Source organism: Janthinobacterium sp. LS2A (assembly GCF_036543145.1).
Taxonomy (GTDB): Bacteria; Pseudomonadota; Gammaproteobacteria; order Burkholderiales; family Burkholderiaceae_D; genus Janthinobacterium; species Janthinobacterium aestuarii.
Genome location: NZ_JAZHPB010000003.1, coordinates 514,677 through 531,388, shown reverse-complemented (window position 1 = coordinate 531,388; position 16,712 = coordinate 514,677). Strand labels below are relative to the sequence as shown.

The following is a 16,712-nucleotide window of genomic DNA, read 5'->3' as shown; positions in this document are numbered from 1 at the left end:
GTGCTTTGGCTTACAATGGGGCGGACACTCAACCTGTGAAGAAGAGCCCCCATTGAATACCCGTTTTCTCGAAGCGTTTGTCTGGGCTGCGCGGCTGGGCAGCTTTCGCACGGCGGCCGACAAGCTGCACATCACGCAGGCGGCCATCTCGAACCGCATCGCGTCGCTGGAGCAGGATTTCGGCACGCGTTTGTTCGACCGCGACGCGCGTGAAATCCGCCTGACTTTTGCCGGGCGCAATCTGCTCGTGTACGCCGAACGCATGCTGGAACTGTGCCGCGACATGTATGCGGCCAATTCCTCGCCCGCGCTGATCACGGGCGAGGTGCGCATCGGCGTCATCGAAACCATCGTGCATACGTGGCTGATCCCGTTCCTGCAGCGCGTGCAGGAGCGCTATCCGGGCATCGAGATTCAGCTGACGTCGGAATCGACGCGGCGCCTGCACGAACAGCTGCAGCAGGGCGAACTCGATATCGCGCTGCAGACGGACATGCTGACGGGCGACCATATCCGCAGCACGGGCAGCGGCGCCATCGCCATGGGCTGGGCCGGCAGGGCCGCCGACTGGCCCGATACGGGCGTGCCGTTCACGGTGGCGCAACTGGCGCAGCATCCGATCATCACCATGAACCGCGGCTCGCAGCCGCATTCGGCCTTGAAAGCGCTGTGCCTGGACGAGGGCGTGCAGCTGGGAAGAGTCCACTGCGTCAGCTCGATTTCCGCCATCGTGCGCCTGGTCAAAGCGGGCTTCGGCATCGCCGTGCTGCCGCTGGCGCCCCTGCGCGAGGAAATCGAGCAGGGCCACATCGCCCTGATTCCCTGCACCAGCAGCCTGGCGCCGCAGCGCATCGTCATCAGCTACAGCGAAGACATCACCACGGAAGCGATCCAGCTGGTGGCCATGCTGGCGTGCGAGGAGGCGGCACGGTTTAGCGTGGGGCTTGCGGAGGAGTACGGAGCTTGACGCTGTGGCGTAGGTCGGACTAGCGTCCAAGCGCGTAATCCGACAACATTGTTGGCCCCACCCACAAGAAAAACTTATCAGTCGCGTTCAGAATAACCCGTTTGCCAAGTGATGGCGTGCCACCTATTCTGGGTTGGCACACCACCCATAACGCAGAACGGAACCATCATGACGACGTCCCCCACCTTGCCAGGCATCCTGTTTGTCTGGACCAGCGCCGACCCCGAACACGAACGCGATTTCAACCGCTGGTACGATCGCGAACACGTGGAAGAGCGCGTGCGCATTCCCGGCTTCGTCAGCGGCACGCGCTACCAGAGCGTGCGCGGCCCGCGCAAATACCTGGGCCTGTACCGCACCGTGTCGCTGGGCGCCTTCCAGACGCCCGACTACTTCAAGGCTTTCGGCCAGCAGACGCCATGGTCGCTGACGAACTTGCAGCGCATGGTCGACCCGATGCGCCGTGTATGTGCCATTGAGGCGGAAACGGGCATGGGCACGGGCGCCTGGCTGGCCGTGCTGCGCCTGGGCGCGCCCGCCATCGGCCAGGACGCGCAAGCCGTGGACGCCATGGCCACGCTGGGAACGAAGCTGCTGCAGATTGACGGCGTCATCGCCACGCGCCTGCTGACACCGGACGCGAATCTGTCCGGCCCTTTGCCGGCGGAACGGACGGAGGGCCGCGTGCTCGACCCGATTTTCCTGATCGACGCGTCGTCCGAAAGCGCCGCCATGGCGGCCGCCAATGCCGCCAGCGCGGCGCTGGGACTCGATGCGGAACAGGCGGCCATCCTGCAACTGTCCTGGCAATTGCGCGAGGAGGACCTGCGCGCTGCCTGACACGGCCGCGCGCATCTTGCCGGCACCGATAACACGAGACACGGGCCACGGCGCAGGGCAAAGCATCCTGCGCCGGGCCTGCAATAAAACTGACGAGAGAGGTAGGCTATGACCACATATACGAACGCTGCGCATCCGGCAGCCCAGGCACCGGGCGAGAAGGCCACGACGGCCAAGACGGGCCGCCTGGCCACGGCCAGCATGGTCGGAACGACCCTGGAATGGTATGACTTCACCGTCTACAACACCATGGCCGCGCTGATCTTCAATCACCTGTTCTTTCCCTCGTTCGACCCGCTGACGGGCACCATCCTGGCCTTTTCCACGTATGCGGTCGGCTATATTTCGCGCCCCATCGGCGGCGTGATCTTCGGCCATCTGGGCGACAAGCTGGGACGGCGCTGGGTGCTGGTCGTGACCCTGATGCTGATGGGCGTGACGACGGGCCTGATGGGCCTCTTGCCGACGTACGCGACGGCCGGCATCTGGAGCCCCATCCTGCTGGTGGCACTGCGTTTCGTGCAAGGCATTGCGCTCGGTGGCGAATGGGCGGGCGCCGTGCTGATCTCCGTCGAACACGGCGCGCCGGACAAGCGTGGCCGCAACGCCTCGTGGACACAGGTGGGACCATCGTTCGGCACCTTGCTGGCGACCGGCTGCATCGGCTTGATCACCTATCTGCTGCCGCATGAAGCATTCATGGACTGGGGCTGGCGCATGCCGTTCATCGCCAGTCTGCTGCTGGTGGCGTTCGGCATGTGGATACGCAGCGGCATCGAGGAAACCCCGCTGTTCAAGGAACTCGACCAGCAGGATGCGAAGGCGGAAGCGCCGATCGGCGACGTGTTGCGCGTGTACTGGCGCCGTTTGCTGATCGCCGGCGGCGTGCGTATCGGCTCGGACGTGCTGTATGCGCTGGTGGTGGTGTTCACCCTGACGTATGTGACGACGGTGCTGCACCTGTCCTCGACCTTGGCGCTGACCGCCATCATGGTCGGCACGGCCTGCAATGCGCTGGCGGTGCCCGTCTTTGGCGCGCTGTCGGACAAGATCGGCCGCCGTCCCGTGTATGCACTGGGCGCCATCCTGGGCCTCGTGTGGGCGTTTGCCTTCTTCACCTTGTTAGACACGGCCAGCCCGGCCGCCATCGTCACGGCCGTCGTCGTGGGCCTGGTCATCCACGCCATCATGTACGGCCCGCAAGCGGCATTCGTCATCGAGCAGTTCCCCACCAAGGTGCGCTATGCGGGTTCCTCGCTGGCCTACACCCTGGCCGGTGTCATCGGCGGCGGTTTCGCCCCGCTCGTCATCGCCAGTCTGTACCGTTCGTACAACAGCACCGTGGCCGTCTCGCTGTACGTGGCGGCGGCCTTGCTGATCACCGGCGCCGCCGTCTTTGCGGCGCGCGAAACGGGCCGCGGCCCTCTTGAGGAATAACATCATGACGACCTTGCGTTTTCAACTGGCCGGCCACGGCCCCGTCACCTTCGATATCGACCGCCTGATCATTGCCGGCTGGACGGGCCGCGACATGGCGATGGTGGAACACCATATCGCCGAACTGGAAGCCATCGGCGTGGCGCGCCCGAAAAGCGTGCCGACGTTTTACCGCGTCTCGGCGGCATTGCTATCGAGCGACGCGGCCATCGAAGTGCCGGGCGGCGATTCGTCCGGCGAAGCGGAATTCGTGCTGTTTTCCACGGAATACGGCCTGCTGGTGGGAATCGGTTCCGATCATACGGACCGCAAGGTGGAAAGCTATGGCGTGACGGTGTCGAAGCAGATGTGCGGCAAGCCCGTGGGCGATACCTTGTGGCGTTATGCCGACGTGGCCGGCCACTGGGACCAGCTGCAGATGCGTTCCTGGCGCGAGCGTGCCGGCGTGCCGGCCCTGTACCAGGACGGTCCCGTGACGCGCATGCTGTCGCCGGAAGACCTGATTCAGCGCTACACGGGGCAGGCCAGCCTGCCCGTGGGCAGCGCCATGTTTTGCGGCACGCAGCCGATCATCGGCGAGATGGGCCATGGCGACGCGTTCGCGCTGGAGCTGTATGATCCAGCCTTGCAGCGCCGCCTGCAGCACCGCTATGCCGTACAAACCCTGCCCGTGGAAGGATAGAACAATGACCAAGACCATCCGAGAACTGGCGGCCGACCTGGCCGCCGGCCGCATCACCAGCGTGGCGCTGACAAAGCAGATGCTGGCGCGTGCCGAGGCGCACCGGGCGCAGGGCGGCCATGCGTATGTCAGCCTTGATGGCGAACAGGCGCTGATGGAGGCGCGGGCCAGCGATGCGGCGCGCGCCGCCGGCATTGTTGCCTCGCCGCTGGCCGGCGTGCCCATCTCGATCAAGGACCTGTTCGACGTCAAGGGGCAAACCAGCAGCGCCGCCTCGCTGGCGCTGGCCGATGCACCGCCTGCCGAGGCAGACGCGGGCGCCGTGGCGCGCCTGCGCGCGGCCGGCGCCGTCCTGCTGGGCCGCACCAACATGAGCGAATTCGCGTTTTCCGGCCTGGGCTTGAATCCCCATTACGGCACGCCGCGCAATCCGCTGGACGGCGAGCGCGTGGCGGGCGGTTCCACCTCGGGCGGCGCCGTGACGGTGGCGCTGGACATGGCGGCCGGCGCGCTCGGCACGGACACGGGCGGCTCGATCCGCATCCCGTCCACTTTTTGCGGCTTGACCGGTTTCAAGCCGACGGCCGCTTCCGTGCCGCTGGCCGGCACGGTGCCCCTGTCGCGTTCCCTCGATTCGGCCGGCCCCATCGCTCGCAGCGTCGACTGCTGCGCCATCCTGTACGCGGCCTTGTCGGGCCATGACATCGGCGCGCAGGCGCCGGCACTGAAAGGCTTGCGTTTCGGTTTTACCCTTGACTACGTCGGCACGCACGTGGAGCCGCAGGTGCAGCAGGCTTTCGATGCGGCGCTGGACCAGCTGCGGCAAGCGGGCGCCTTCGTGGAGCAGTTCGATTTCCCCGAATTGCTGGAACTGCCGGGTATCAATGGCGGCGGCGGGCTGGTGGCGGCGGAAGCCTGGCACTGGCACAGGGAGCTGCTGGAAGAGAAGGGCGCGCAGTACGACCAGCGCGTGGCGGCGCGCATCCGCCGCGGCCAGCAGCAGGGTGCAGCGGACTACATCGATTTACTCGATGCGCGCGCGCGCCTGATCGCCATCGCGGAGCAGCGCCTGGCGCCATACGACGCCTGGCTGATGCCCAGCGTAGCCATCGTCGCGCCGCAGGTCGCGCCATTGGAATCGGATGACGCCACCTTCTTTGCCACGAATGGCCTCGTACTGCGCAACGCCAGCGTGATCAACTTCCTCGACGGCTGCGCGCTGTCCCTGCCGTGCCATGCGGAAGGCGAGCTGCCCGTGGGACTGGGCATTTGCGGCCTGGCCGGCGCGGATGGTCAAGTGCTGCAAATCGGCCGCGCCGTGGAGGCGCTGCTGCGGGGGCGTGCAAAAGAATAGTGCCGTAGTGCAGGAAAATGCCAACTATGTAATATGATGGCTGGCATTGACATGGGAAAGTCGCGCTTCGGGCGCCGGCAAACTTCACACTGTGCACCGATACGACCTGATTAGCTGTCATGACTGCGGCGTGCTGTACCGCAAACGTCCGCTGCGTCCCCGCGAAAAGGCGCGCTGCATCCGTTGCCGCTCGGTGCTGTACCGGGGCGCCCATGCGCGCGGCGCATCGGCCGAATTGACCAAGGTGGTGGCGCTGACCCTGGGCGCCGCATTCGTCTTCCTGATCGCCCAGTTTTTCCCCATCGTCGAACTCGACGTCAATGGCCTCACGTCCAGTGCCACCTTGCTCGGTTCCATCCGCGTGCTGTGGTCCGAGCAGATGCACATCGTGGCGACGATGGTCTTCCTGTTTACTATCCTCTTTCCCGCCATTGAACTCGGTTCCCTGCTGTATGTGGCGCTGGGCTTGCGCGGCGGCGTCAAGGTGCCGGGCTTTAACCGCGTGCTGCGCGCCGTGCAGACAGCGCGCGAATGGGGCATGACGGAGGTGCTGATGATCGGCATCCTGATCACCGTCGTCAAGATGACCAGCCTGGCCACGGTGCTGCCGCAACCTGGCTTGTTCGCGTTTGGCGCGCTGACCCTGATGCTGGCCATCGTCGTCTCGTTCGACCCCAAGGCCCTGTGGAACCTGGGCGACGACCTGACCCGCCAGGCGCTGCCCGGCATCCGCTACAAGGCTTTCGCGCCGGACGAGAAGGTGCTGCCCTGCCATGCCTGCGGCCTGGTGGCGCCGCCTCTGGGCAAGGGCAGGCACCTGGCGTGCGTGCGCTGCGGCACGGCCCTGCATGTGCGCAAACCGGACAGCATCAACCGCACCTGGGCCTTGCTGATCGCCGCCATGATCCTCTACATTCCCGCCAACCTGCTGCCCGTGATGGTGACGCAATCGCTGTTCGGCGCGCAGGACGACACCATCATGAGCGGCGTGGTGCTGTTCTGGACCAGCGGCTCGAAGGGCCTGGCCATCATCATTTTCATCGCCAGCGTGGTCGTGCCGATGCTGAAACTGGGCGTACTGGCGCTGCTGGCGTTCACGGCGCAGCGGCGTTCGCGCTGGCGGCCGCGCCAGCGCACCATTTTGTACCGCATGGTCGAATTCATCGGCCGCTGGTCCATGCTCGACATCTTTGTCGTCACCCTGACGGTGGCGCTGGTGCGCTTCAAGTCGCTGGCCGTGATCACGGCCGGACCCGGCGCGCTGGCCTTTGGCGCCGTGGTGGTGCTGACCATGCTGGCGGCGATGCAGTTCGACCCGCGCCTGATCTGGGACCCCGTCGACGACAAGGCGGCCGAGGATGAAAAACGCAGCAGTGCGGCAAATACCGGAAACAATACAGTGATTGGAGAACAGCATGGCTGACAAAGAAACGGGCGACCTTGCCGAAACCGGCGCGCGGCCTCTGCCCGAACCCGATGTGGACCCGGCCAGCCGCTGGCTGCCGTCGCTGGTGTGGCTCATTCCGCTGCTGGCCGCGCTGATCGGCGCCGGCCTGGCCGCCAAGTCCATCCTCGATCAGGGACCCACGGTGACGGTCAGCTTCAAGAGCGCCGAAGGCCTGGAGCCGGGCAAGACCAAGGTCAAGTACAAGGATGTCGATATCGGCCAGGTGCGCGCCATCACCCTGGGCGACGACTTGAGCAAGGTGCTCGTGACGATCGACATGAGCAAGGAAGCGCGCCGCTTCGCCACCGCCGATTCGCGCTTCTGGGTGGTGCGCCCGCAGATCGGCGCCAGCGGCGTGACAGGGCTGGGCACCTTGCTGTCGGGCGCCTACATCGGCGTCGACACGGGCAAGTCGGAAGCCAAAAAGGAGAACTTCATCGGCATGGAGAGCCCGCCCGCCGTGGCGGGAGACCAGAAGGGCAAGCTGTACACCTTGCATGCGGACAGCCTCGGCTCCGTCGACGTGGGCTCGCCCCTGTTCTTCCATCGCCTGCGCGTGGGCAAGGTGGTCAGCTTCGCGCTGGACAAGGATGGCAATGGCATTACCATGTCGGTTTTCGTCAATGCGCCGTACGACCAGTTTGTCGGCAAGGATGCGCGCTGGTGGCATGCCAGCGGCGTCGATGTACGCCTCGATTCGAACGGTTTTAAACTGAATACGCAATCACTGGCCGCCATGCTGGTGGGCGGTATCGCCTTCGAGGCGGAAAATGGCCGCAAACCCGTCGAACCGGCGCCGGCCGGCACCAACTACCGCCTGGCGGCCGACGAGGCCAGCGCCATGCGCGAGCCCGATGGCGAGGCGATCACCACCGTGTTCTATTTCGACCAGTCCCTGCGCGGCTTGCAGCCTGGCGCCACGGTGGACTTCCGCGGCATCGTGCTGGGCGAGGTGCGTTCGGTGGGTATCGAATTCGACCCTGTGAAGAAGAACTTCCGCATGCCCGTCACCGTCAACCTGTACCCGGCCCGCCTGGGCATGCGCTTCAAGGCCGCCGTCGACGATGAGGAAGGCTCGGCCGGCCACCAGCTGCTCGAACGCATGGTCAGCCGGGGTTTGCGCGCCCAGCTACGCACGGGCAACCTGCTGACCAGCCAGCTGTACATCGCGCTCGACTTCTTCCCGAAAGCGCCGAAGGTGGCGCTCGATCCGAACAAATACCCGCTGGAAGTGCCGACCGTGCCGAATACCCTCGATGAATTGCAGACGCAGATCGCCAGCATCGCCCGCAAGCTCGATCAGGTGCCGTACGCGGAGATCGGCAATAACCTGAACGCCACCATCAAGCAGGCCAATACCCTGTTCAAGCAGCTCGATGGCCAGGTGGTGCCGGAAATGCGCGACACCCTGACGGCGGCGAAACAGACTTTTGGTTCGGCCGAACAGGTGCTGCAAAAGGATTCGCCGCTGCAGTCGGACGTGCGCCAGGCCTTGCAGCAATTGACGCAAACCCTGCAATCGCTCAATGCCCTGTCGGATTACCTGGAACGTCATCCCGAGTCCCTGATCCGCGGTAAAAAAGGAGATGAAAAAAAATGATGAAGCCGATTTTTTCCGCGTTGCTGGCGGCCAGCCTGCTGGGCGCCTGCTCCACGCCCCAGCCCGAGCATTTCTATACGCTGAGCGGCGGCGCCGACGCGCAGCCGGCCAAGCCCGTCAAATACTATGTCGAGGTGCTGGCCGTCAGCGTGCCGCAGCAGGTGAGCCGTAACCAGTTTGTTGTGACGGCGCCGTCGGGCCGCATCGAATTGCTGGAGCAGCGGCGCTGGGCGGGGCCGCTGGCCGGCGAGATCGGCCAGGCCCTGTCGACGGCCGTGACGAACGACCTGGGCGCCATCGACGTGTTCCGCACGCCATACCCGGACAAGCTGCCCGTGTACCGCATCAGCACCAATGTGCAGCGTTTCGAGTCGGTGATGGGACAGTATGCGCTGATCGACGCTGTGTGGAGCGTGCGCCAGCTGGCCAGCAACAAGGTGGTTACGTGCCGCACGGTCGCCAATGAAAAGGTGGGCGCCGGCTACGATGAACTGGTGCTCGGCCACCGCCGGGCCGTGAACCGCATCGCCGCCGATACGGCAAGCGTCGTGCGCGCTTTTGACAGCGGCAACGCCGCCTGCCCGGCCGCCTGAGCCGCTTTCCGCTACCCAGTCCCGGCGGCCGCTGGTAAAATGCGGCCATGGGAATGACCTTGTTCACGCGCCGCTTCGCCGCCTGGATCGCCTGTTTCGCGATCCTGCTGGCGGCGCTCGCGCCATCGATTTCCCAGGCCGTCGCCAACGCCAAGCAGGAATCCGGCTCCGGTTGGGCGGAAATCTGCTCGGTGGCCGGCATCCGTTTTGTCCAGCTTGTGCAGGCCGGTGACGGCGCCGCCGATGAAAAGTCAGGCGACAAGGTCATGCAGATGGAGCATTGCGCCTTCTGTTCCACGCATGCGGGCTCCGTCGGCCTGCCGCCGACCAGCCCCGTGCTGCCGCTGCTTGTGGCCAGCGGCACGGCCATTTTCCCATCCCTGTACTACCAGTCACCCGCACCGCTGTTCATCTGGTCCACCGCGCAATCGCGCGCGCCGCCCGCTCTCGTCTGAGTTTTTGCATTTTCAATGCTGGCGCTGTCCACCTCGCGGTGTGACGCGCCGCATCCGCACACTTAGACGAGAATCACATGAACAAGAAACTGTTGGTGCTGGCCGCGGCCATCACCGTGGCTTACCCGTGCGCACAGGCGCAGCAACCTGACCAAACTGACCACACCATCGACACCGTCGTCGTTTCCGGCTCGCGCGCGCAATCGTGGCTATCCGAAACGCCGCAAGCGATTGGCGTCATCAATGCCAAAACCCTGGAACGCGACAAGCCCAAGACCATGGGCGATATCCTCAACCGCATCGCCGGCGTGTACTGGAATGACCTGGGCAACGAGCAGCACAGCATGAGCATCCGCCAGCCCATCGGCACGAATGCCGTCTACCAGTACCTGGAAGATGGCATTCCCATCCGTCCGCTGGGCGTCTTCAACCACAATTCTCTCAACGAGATGAACATGGCGGGCGCCGGCGGCGTGGAAGTGGTGAAGGGCGCCGCTTCCTCGCTGTATGGCAGCAATGCCGTCGGCGGCGCCGTCAACTTTCTCACGGCAGGCGCCAGCGCGACACCGACGGCAAGCGTGGGCGTGCGACGCGACAGCGTGGGCGGCTACACGCGCTACGACACGGCCGCCAGCGATACCTGGGGCCCGCTGGGACTGCGCTTTTCCCATTACAGTTCGCGCCGCTCGCGCGACAACTGGCAAGAGTACAGCTATGGCGACAAGGATTCGTTCTCGCTGCGTGCCGACTATGCGCTCAGCCCCACGTCGCAGCTGCGCGCCACCATCGTCCACACGGATCTCGATGCGGCCATGACGGGCAGCCTGTTCGAGAACGACTACCGCCGCAATCCCGGCAAAAGCCTGAATACGTTCACCTACCGTAAGGACAGGACCACGCGCATGAATCTGGCGTGGGAAGGGCAGACGACGGCCAATGGCACGAGCACCATCACGGTGTTTACGCGCAAGAACGACCATGGACAGCTTCCCGCGTACTCCATCGGCAGTTGCGTCGGCATGCTGTGCAAGGGCGTCATCAACAACAACCACGTCGATTCACTGGGGCTGGACGTGAAGCACCAGCAGGAATTCGCCTGGCTGCGTTCGCGCCTGATCGCCGGTGTTTATGTGGACAAGAGCGACAATCTCTTTGTCAGCGATAACCTGTCCATCGTGCGCGATGCGGCCACGGGCCGCTACCTGCGCTACTCGCTGGCCAATGCGTCCAATCCGCAGGGCGTGCGCGACTACCAGACGGACATCCTCAACACGGCCGTCTTCGCACAGTGGGAATTTACGCCGCTGGCCGGCACGCGTGTGGTGCTGGGCGGCCGTTCGGACGCCATCCGCTACGACTACCATAACAGGCTGGCGCCGGGCGGCAGCGCCAGTTACGGCGCGCCCGACGAGTCGCGCAGCTTTTCGCATGTGAGTCCGAAGCTGGGCGCCACCTACGCCATCGGCCATGCGGGCAGCGCGTATGCAAACGTCAGCCAGGGTTTCACGCCGCCCGAAGTGAGCCAGCTGTATGGCAAGACGGGCATCGCCAACTTGCAGCCGTCCATCTACAACAACTATGAGCTGGGCTTGCGCTGGGCTTTTTTGCAGGGGCGTTTGAAACTCGATACGGCCCTGTACCGGCTCGACGGGCGCGACACCATCGTCAGCTATACCGTGTCACCGGGGAATAGCGAAAACCGCAATGCGGGGCGCACGCGCAGCGAGGGGCTGGAGCTGGGCCTGAACTATGACAGCGGCCCGTTCGACGCGCGCTTCGCCACGGCCATTGCGCGCCACCGCTACCTGCGCTACCAGGTGTCCTCCAGCCTCGATTACAGCGGCCGCACCATGCCGCAGGCGCCGCGCGACATCACCTCGTTCGAGGTCGGCTACAAGCCTGTGGCGGGCGCGCGTATCGCGCTCGAAGCCGTGCACCAGGGCCGCTACTGGATGAACAACGCCAACACGGTGGAGTACAAGGGCCATGCGCTGCTGAATCTGCGCGCCAATTATCAGCTCGCGCGCGGGGTGGAAGCGTGGGCGCAGGTGCGCAATCTGATGGATAAGCGCTACGCCGATTCGGCCAGCAGCAGTTACGCGGGCACGGGTAGCTACGCGGCCAACACGCAGAACCAGTACACGCCCGGTGCGCCGCGCAGCGTGATGCTGGGCCTGTCCTATACCTATAGCGCACTGTGAGGACGGCCATGGACGATTTCACCTTTCTCATCGCGCGCCGCAAAAGCCTGTACTGGCGCATCCACTTCTGGGCCGCGCTGATCGCCTCGCCCTTCGCGCTGGTGGCCACCCTGACGGGCATCCTGTACGTGTTCACGCCGCAGATCGAGGCAAGGCTGTACCAGCACCTCGATCATGTGGCGCCGCAAGCGTCCATGCTGCCGCTGGACGCCGCCGTGGCGGCCGCCGAACGGGCCGCGCCGCGTGGCTGGACGGTGCAGCACGTGGTGCCGCCGTTTCAGGCCAACGATGCGGTGCAAGTGGCGTTCGCGCCGCCCGGCGGCGCGCACGATGAACATGCTGGACATGGGATGCCGGTGAAAGCCAGGCCGAAGTTCGGCCTGCCCGCGCAAGCCATCGTCATGTATGTGAACCCCTATGATGCGCGCGTGCTGGGCAGCCTGGCCAGCAGCGAGCGCTTCGGCAACTGGGCCAAGAAACTGCATTCGCGCCTGCTGCAAAATGATGGCTGGCGCTGGATGATCGAGCTGGCCGCCAGCTGGCTGATGGTGATGCTGGTGACGGGCGTGGTGCTCTGGTGGCCGCGCGGCGCGCAATCAGGCTTGCCGAAGCGAGGCGCGCGGGGCCGCAATGGCTGGCGCCAGTGGCATGCGTTTCTCGGCGTGGCGCTCGGTATCGTCAGCTTCGTGATCCTGACGACGGGGCTGACGTGGAGCCAGCAGGCAGGCGGGCGCGTCCGCGCGCTGCGCGACGTCAGCGGCCAGGCGCCGCCGCCCGCGCCGCGCGGCTTGCATTCGACCGAGGCGGGTGCTCCGCTCGACTGGCAGGATGCGTGGAAGGTGGCGCGCAGCCATGCGCCGGCCATCGCCGTGCAGCTGACGGCGCCGGCCAGCCAGGACGATGTGTGGCGCGCCACGATGGCCGACCGCAGCCAGCCCACCCTGCGCTTCGACCTGCAGTTCGACGCCTACAGCGGCAAGCCCCTGTATTACGCGGGCTGGGAGGCGCAGACGGCGTTCGGCAAGGCCACCGCCATCGGCATCCCGTTTCATCGCGGCGAATTCGGCTGGTGGAACCAGGCCTTGCTGCTGGTCTTTGGCGCCAGCGTGCTGTTCTCGCTGGTGTCGGGCTGGGTGATGTTTTTCAAGCGGCGCTTGCCTGGCTCGCTGGGTTTGCCCAAGCTGCTGCCGGGCGCCTGGACGTCGCCTTCCGCGCTGGCCTGGCTGGCGGCGGCCGCCATGTGTGCGCTGATGCCGCTGCTGCTCGTTTCCGGCGGCATGCTGCTGTTGCTGGAGCTGGTCCTGGCGAAATGCGGTGCGCGTATCGGCAGGATGCGACTGCGCTAGAATAAGGGGTGCGGCCAGGCTCGTTGCCATGGGCCGTCCCCTTGTAACGGCTGAACATGGTATTCATCGACTTTCCCGCCTTGTCCGCACTGGCCGCCGCGTCGGCGCTGGTGACAAAAAAATGCAGCTGCTGCGCCGTCCCGCTCGACGCCTGGCAGCGCCTGCCTACCTCGCTGGAGCTGGACCGCTTTGAAGAAGTCGGCACCCTGCGCGAAGACCCGTACGAGGAACCGACGTTTGCCGAGTACCACCCGCACGGCACGCGCTACGACAGCATCGATGCGCCCATCGCACCGCGCTACTATCCGGCCAACCTGAGCCAGGTGGCCCGCTGCCTGAACTGCGGCCGCCACTACCTGCGCTACAACGAGGCGGGCGGCTATTTCACGGAATTGCGCATCCGCGCGCTGCGCCCGGAATTGCTGGCCGACGCCGCGTAGTCATCGCTACAGGCTTTCCTTGACGTGCGCGATGCCGTGTTCATCGTAGATCGAGTACACGGCAGCGAGGATGTTTTCCAACTCGGGCGAGCGGTCCCTATGCCGCATGCTGAATAAGATGGGCGAGAACGCATGCTTGTCGTCCAGCTTGCGGTACACGACGTTCCGGTGATGCATGGCTTGCACGCTTTCCGGCACGATGGAAATGCCCTGGCCGGCCGCCACCAGTCCCATGGAAATCTGCAGCTCGCGCACTTCCGTGACGGGACCGGGCGTGACATTGCCTTCGCTGAACATGGCCAGCACCTGGTCGGCAAAGCTGGGGCGGGGCGCTTTCGGATACACGAGCAGGGTTTCGTGGGTCAGGTCCGTCAGGCGCAATCCGCCTTCTCCCTTGGCCAAGCGGTGGCCGGGCGGCAGGGCCACCACCAGCCGCTCCTCGCGCAGCAGAATGCGGCGGATGCTGGGGTCTTCGCTTTTCAAACGCCCGAAACCCACGTCGATGCGGCCTTCCTTCAGGGCCTTCAACTGCTGCACCGTCGTCATTTCATGCAGGGTCACGTCGACCTCGGGATGGCGCTCGCAAAAGCGGTGCACGATGTCGGGCAATTCTCCATACAGGGTCGAGGCGACGAAGCCGATCGACAGCGTGCGTTCCAGCTTGCCCACGCGCTGCGTCATCGCCTGCAGGTCGCGCACCTGGTCGAGCAGGGGGCGTGCATGGGCGAGGAAAAACTCGCCCGCTTCCGTCAGCCGCAAGGGCCGCGACCCTTTTTCGATCAGCGCCACGCCCAAGGTTTCTTCCAGCTGCTGCATCTGCCGGCTCAGCGGCGGCTGCGCGATATGCAGGCGCGCGGCGGCCCGCGTGAAGTTCCTTTCCTCTGCGACCGCAACGAAGTATCGCAAGTGCCGTAATTCCATCTTCATACCTTTCAGGTATAGGTTTGATACCAACTCGGTGTTGGACGTGGCGAGATTCGGGGAATATCGTGTCACCACTCCACAGAATTATACGGAATAAATATGATTCAAAATATCGAGACCTACCTGGTCGATGTGCCTACCATCCGCCCGCACCGCATGTCGGTCGCCACCATGAATACGCAAACCCTGGTGCTGGTGCGGCTGCGCTGCGCCGACGGCATCACGGGCTGGGGCGAAGCGACCACCATCGGCGGCCTGGGCTACGGCGGCGAAAGCCCGGAAAGCATCAAGACGAATATCGATACCTACATCGCGCCGCTGCTGGTCGGCATGGAAGCGAGCGAGGTGGCCAAAGCCATGGCCAGGGTGCGCAAGGTCATCCAGGGCAACCGCTTCGCCAAGTGCGCGATTGAGACGGCCCTGCTGGACGCCCAGGCGCGCCGCCTGAACGTGCCGCTGTCGGAATTGCTGGGCGGGCGCGTGCGCGATGCGCTGCCCGTGGCCTGGGTGCTGGCCAGCGGCGACACGGCGCGCGATATCGCCGAAGGGGAAAACATGCTGGAACTGCGCCGCCACCGCATCTTCAAGCTGAAGATCGGCTTGCGCGACGTGATGGATGACGTGGCCCACGTGCTGGAGATCAAGCGGGCGCTGGGCGAACGGGCCAGCGTGCGCGTCGACGTCAACCAGGCCTGGAGCGAGACGGACGCCGTGCGCGGTATCGCCGCACTGGAAGCGGGCGGCGTCGACCTGATCGAGCAGCCCGTCAAGGCCGGTAACCGCGCCGCGCTGGCGCGCCTGAAGCAGCGCTTCGACGTGGCCATCATGGCCGACGAAGCCCTGCACGGTCCTGCCGATGCGCTGGCGCTGGCGCAGGCCGATGCGGCCGACGTGTATGCCGTAAAAATCACCCAGTCGGGCGGCTTGCTGCCCGCGCTGGAAGTGGCCACCGTGGCGCGCCTGGCGGGCGTGGGCCTGTACGGCGGGACCATGCTCGAAGGCGGCGTCGGCACGGCCGCCACGGCCCACGTGTGTTCCACGTTTGCGGAACTGGCCTGGGGCACGGAACTGTTCGGGCCTTTGCTGCTGACGCAGGAAGTCTTGCGCGAGCCGCTCGTCTACCGCGACTTCATGCTGCAGGTGCCGACAGGGCCGGGCCTGGGCGTCGAGATCGATATGGACAAGCTGCGCTCCATGCAGCGTCAATAAGGAGAAACCATGTTATTCCATGTACGCATGAACGTGAACCTGCCCTTGAGTATGCCCGCCGAGCAGGCGGCGCAGCTGAAGCAAACGGAAAAGGAACTGGCGCAACGCCTGCAGCACGAGGGCAAGTGGCGCCACCTGTGGCGCATCGCCGGCCAGTACGCGAACGTCAGCGTCTTCGACGTGGATAGCGTGGACGAGCTGCATAATTTGCTGACCTCCCTGCCGCTGTTTCCCTATATGCAGATCGACGTGATGCCGCTGTGCCGCCATCCCTCGTCGGTGCGCGACGACGATTCCTGAGGAGACATGCCATGACGCAGATAGGCAATGACACTGTCGGGCAGACGTGCGACGTGGACGGTATTCGCCTGCATTACCGCACGGATGGCGAGCGCGGCAAGCCCTGCCTGGTCCTGTCGAATTCCCTCGGCACGGACCTGTCCATGTGGGATGCGCAGGCGGCCGCGCTGGCCGGCGACTTTTTCGTCGTGCGCTACGATACGCGCGGCCATGGCCGGTCGGCCAGCGGCGATGCGCCGTTCGGCATCGACCGGCTGGGACTGGACGTGGTGGCGTTGCTCGACCACCTCGATATCGAACGCGCCGCCTTCTGCGGCATTTCCATGGGCGGCTTGACGGGCCAGTGGCTGGGCATACACCAGCCGCGGCGCTTGACGAAGCTCGTGCTGGCGAATACGGCGGCGCGCATCGGCGGCGCCGCGCCATGGCAACTGCGGGCGGAGCAGGTGCGCCGCGACGGCATGGCCGCGGTGGCCGAGAGCGCCGCCACGCGCTGGTTCACGCCGCAGTTTATCGAACGCGAAGCGGAGACGGTGGCGCGCCTGGCCGGCATTTTGCGCAGTCAGGATGCGGGCGGTTACGCGGCCTGTTGCGACGTGCTGGCCCAGACGGACTTGCACGACGCCGTCGGCACGATCGCCGTGCCGACCCTGATCATCGCGGGCGAGCACGATCCCGTGACCACCATCGACGACGGGCGCTGGCTGCTGCAGCAGATCGCGGGCGGCCGTCTGGCAAGCCTGCCCGCCTCGCACATCTCGAACATCGAGGCGGCGGACATGTTTACGGCGCAGTTGAGGACTTTTTTAGTGTGAGGCTTGCTGTACCGTATCGGTATGGCGGGAATGCGGCTTTCTCCTGAGCACCGCCGCCGGCTGGTCCGGCATGCGGCAGGGGAAGCTTTCTTGAAAAATAAT

The 16,712-nt window shown here is 65.3% G+C and carries 16 protein-coding genes; 15 read left to right on the top strand and 1 reads right to left on the bottom strand.

Annotated elements, in window-relative coordinates:
• Positions 1-52: 52 nt before the first annotated feature.
• The 12 genes from V3C40_RS12545 (at position 53) to V3C40_RS12490 (ending at position 13,362) form a co-directional block, all read left to right on the top strand.
• Positions 53-967, top strand: a complete 915-nt coding sequence (locus tag V3C40_RS12545) for a LysR family transcriptional regulator (RefSeq protein ID WP_331777588.1) — start codon at positions 53-55, stop codon at positions 965-967.
• A 168-nt stretch (positions 968-1,135) separates the two neighbouring features.
• Positions 1,136-1,807, top strand: coding sequence for a hypothetical protein (locus V3C40_RS12540; protein WP_331777587.1), 672 nt, complete (start codon positions 1,136-1,138; stop codon positions 1,805-1,807).
• A 108-nt stretch (positions 1,808-1,915) separates the two neighbouring features.
• Complete coding sequence (locus V3C40_RS12535; protein WP_139090127.1) at positions 1,916-3,244, top strand: MFS transporter; 1,329 nt, start codon at positions 1,916-1,918, stop codon at positions 3,242-3,244.
• 4 nt (positions 3,245-3,248) lie between these two features.
• Positions 3,249-3,926 (top strand): DUF2848 domain-containing protein, encoded by a 678-nt coding sequence (locus V3C40_RS12530; protein WP_331777586.1) that lies wholly within the window; start codon positions 3,249-3,251, stop codon positions 3,924-3,926.
• A 4-nt stretch (positions 3,927-3,930) separates the two neighbouring features.
• Positions 3,931-5,280 carry an amidase gene (locus V3C40_RS12525; RefSeq protein WP_331777585.1) on the top strand — a complete coding sequence of 450 codons (1,350 nt, stop codon included), beginning with the start codon at positions 3,931-3,933 and terminating at the stop codon, positions 5,278-5,280.
• 130 nt (positions 5,281-5,410) lie between these two features.
• Positions 5,411-6,703: a paraquat-inducible protein A gene (locus V3C40_RS12520; protein WP_442907250.1), complete on the top strand. Its 1,293-nt coding sequence runs from the start codon at positions 5,411-5,413 to the stop codon at positions 6,701-6,703.
• Positions 6,696-8,327, top strand: a complete 1,632-nt coding sequence (locus V3C40_RS12515) for a PqiB family protein (RefSeq protein WP_072454258.1) — start codon at positions 6,696-6,698, stop codon at positions 8,325-8,327. The genes V3C40_RS12520 and V3C40_RS12515 overlap by 8 nt, the downstream gene beginning before the upstream one ends.
• Positions 8,324-8,920: a PqiC family protein gene (locus V3C40_RS12510; RefSeq protein ID WP_331777583.1), complete on the top strand. Its 597-nt coding sequence runs from the start codon at positions 8,324-8,326 to the stop codon at positions 8,918-8,920. The genes V3C40_RS12515 and V3C40_RS12510 overlap by 4 nt, the downstream gene beginning before the upstream one ends.
• 47 nt (positions 8,921-8,967) lie before the next feature.
• Positions 8,968-9,375, top strand: coding sequence for a DUF2946 domain-containing protein (locus V3C40_RS12505; protein WP_331777582.1), 408 nt, complete (start codon positions 8,968-8,970; stop codon positions 9,373-9,375).
• A 77-nt stretch (positions 9,376-9,452) separates the two neighbouring features.
• Positions 9,453-11,576, top strand: coding sequence for a TonB-dependent receptor family protein (locus V3C40_RS12500; RefSeq protein WP_331777581.1), 2,124 nt, complete (start codon positions 9,453-9,455; stop codon positions 11,574-11,576).
• Between the two features lie 8 nt (positions 11,577-11,584).
• A complete protein-coding gene (locus V3C40_RS12495; protein WP_331777580.1) occupies positions 11,585-12,922 on the top strand; it encodes a PepSY-associated TM helix domain-containing protein in 1,338 nt (445 codons plus the stop codon).
• Between the two features lie 56 nt (positions 12,923-12,978).
• A complete protein-coding gene (locus V3C40_RS12490; protein WP_331777579.1) occupies positions 12,979-13,362 on the top strand; it encodes a hypothetical protein in 384 nt (127 codons plus the stop codon).
• A 6-nt stretch (positions 13,363-13,368) separates the two neighbouring features.
• On the opposite strand, the gene V3C40_RS12485 is transcribed toward V3C40_RS12490, so the two are convergent.
• Positions 13,369-14,283, bottom strand: coding sequence for a LysR family transcriptional regulator (locus V3C40_RS12485; protein WP_034754711.1), 915 nt, complete (start codon positions 14,281-14,283; stop codon positions 13,369-13,371).
• 102 nt (positions 14,284-14,385) lie between these two features.
• On the opposite strand from V3C40_RS12485, the gene V3C40_RS12480 reads away from it, so the two are divergent.
• From V3C40_RS12480 to pcaD, 3 genes are read left to right on the top strand one after another with little or no spacing between them, the layout of a single operon-like run.
• Positions 14,386-15,495 carry a muconate/chloromuconate family cycloisomerase gene (locus V3C40_RS12480; protein WP_331777578.1) on the top strand — a complete coding sequence of 370 codons (1,110 nt, stop codon included), beginning with the start codon at positions 14,386-14,388 and terminating at the stop codon, positions 15,493-15,495.
• Positions 15,496-15,504: 9 nt separating this feature from the next.
• Positions 15,505-15,795 (top strand): muconolactone Delta-isomerase, encoded by a 291-nt coding sequence (catC, locus tag V3C40_RS12475; protein ID WP_070303391.1) that lies wholly within the window; start codon positions 15,505-15,507, stop codon positions 15,793-15,795.
• Between the two features lie 11 nt (positions 15,796-15,806).
• Positions 15,807-16,610 carry a 3-oxoadipate enol-lactonase gene (pcaD, locus tag V3C40_RS12470; RefSeq protein ID WP_331777577.1) on the top strand — a complete coding sequence of 268 codons (804 nt, stop codon included), beginning with the start codon at positions 15,807-15,809 and terminating at the stop codon, positions 16,608-16,610.
• Positions 16,611-16,712 lie beyond the last annotated feature (102 nt).

Bases quoted from the DNA above. Each gene is read 5' to 3' on its own strand.
- V3C40_RS12510 (WP_331777583.1), top strand. From the start codon at position 8,324: ATGATGAAGCCGATTTTTTCCGCGTTGCTGGCGGCCAGCCTGCTGGGC.
- V3C40_RS12480 (WP_331777578.1), top strand. From the start codon at position 14,386: ATGATTCAAAATATCGAGACCTACCTGGTCGATGTGCCTACCATCCGC.
- catC (WP_070303391.1), top strand. From the start codon at position 15,505: ATGTTATTCCATGTACGCATGAACGTGAACCTGCCCTTGAGTATGCCC.
- V3C40_RS12515 (WP_072454258.1), top strand. From the start codon at position 6,696: ATGGCTGACAAAGAAACGGGCGACCTTGCCGAAACCGGCGCGCGGCCT.
- V3C40_RS12485 (WP_034754711.1), bottom strand. From the start codon at position 14,283: ATGGAATTACGGCACTTGCGATACTTCGTTGCGGTCGCAGAGGAAAGG.
- V3C40_RS12500 (WP_331777581.1), top strand. From the start codon at position 9,453: ATGAACAAGAAACTGTTGGTGCTGGCCGCGGCCATCACCGTGGCTTAC.
- V3C40_RS12540 (WP_331777587.1), top strand. From the start codon at position 1,136: ATGACGACGTCCCCCACCTTGCCAGGCATCCTGTTTGTCTGGACCAGC.
- V3C40_RS12490 (WP_331777579.1), top strand. From the start codon at position 12,979: ATGGTATTCATCGACTTTCCCGCCTTGTCCGCACTGGCCGCCGCGTCG.
- V3C40_RS12505 (WP_331777582.1), top strand. From the start codon at position 8,968: ATGGGAATGACCTTGTTCACGCGCCGCTTCGCCGCCTGGATCGCCTGT.
- V3C40_RS12525 (WP_331777585.1), top strand. From the start codon at position 3,931: ATGACCAAGACCATCCGAGAACTGGCGGCCGACCTGGCCGCCGGCCGC.
- V3C40_RS12530 (WP_331777586.1), top strand. From the start codon at position 3,249: ATGACGACCTTGCGTTTTCAACTGGCCGGCCACGGCCCCGTCACCTTC.
- V3C40_RS12535 (WP_139090127.1), top strand. From the start codon at position 1,916: ATGACCACATATACGAACGCTGCGCATCCGGCAGCCCAGGCACCGGGC.
- V3C40_RS12495 (WP_331777580.1), top strand. From the start codon at position 11,585: ATGGACGATTTCACCTTTCTCATCGCGCGCCGCAAAAGCCTGTACTGG.
- pcaD (WP_331777577.1), top strand. From the start codon at position 15,807: ATGACGCAGATAGGCAATGACACTGTCGGGCAGACGTGCGACGTGGAC.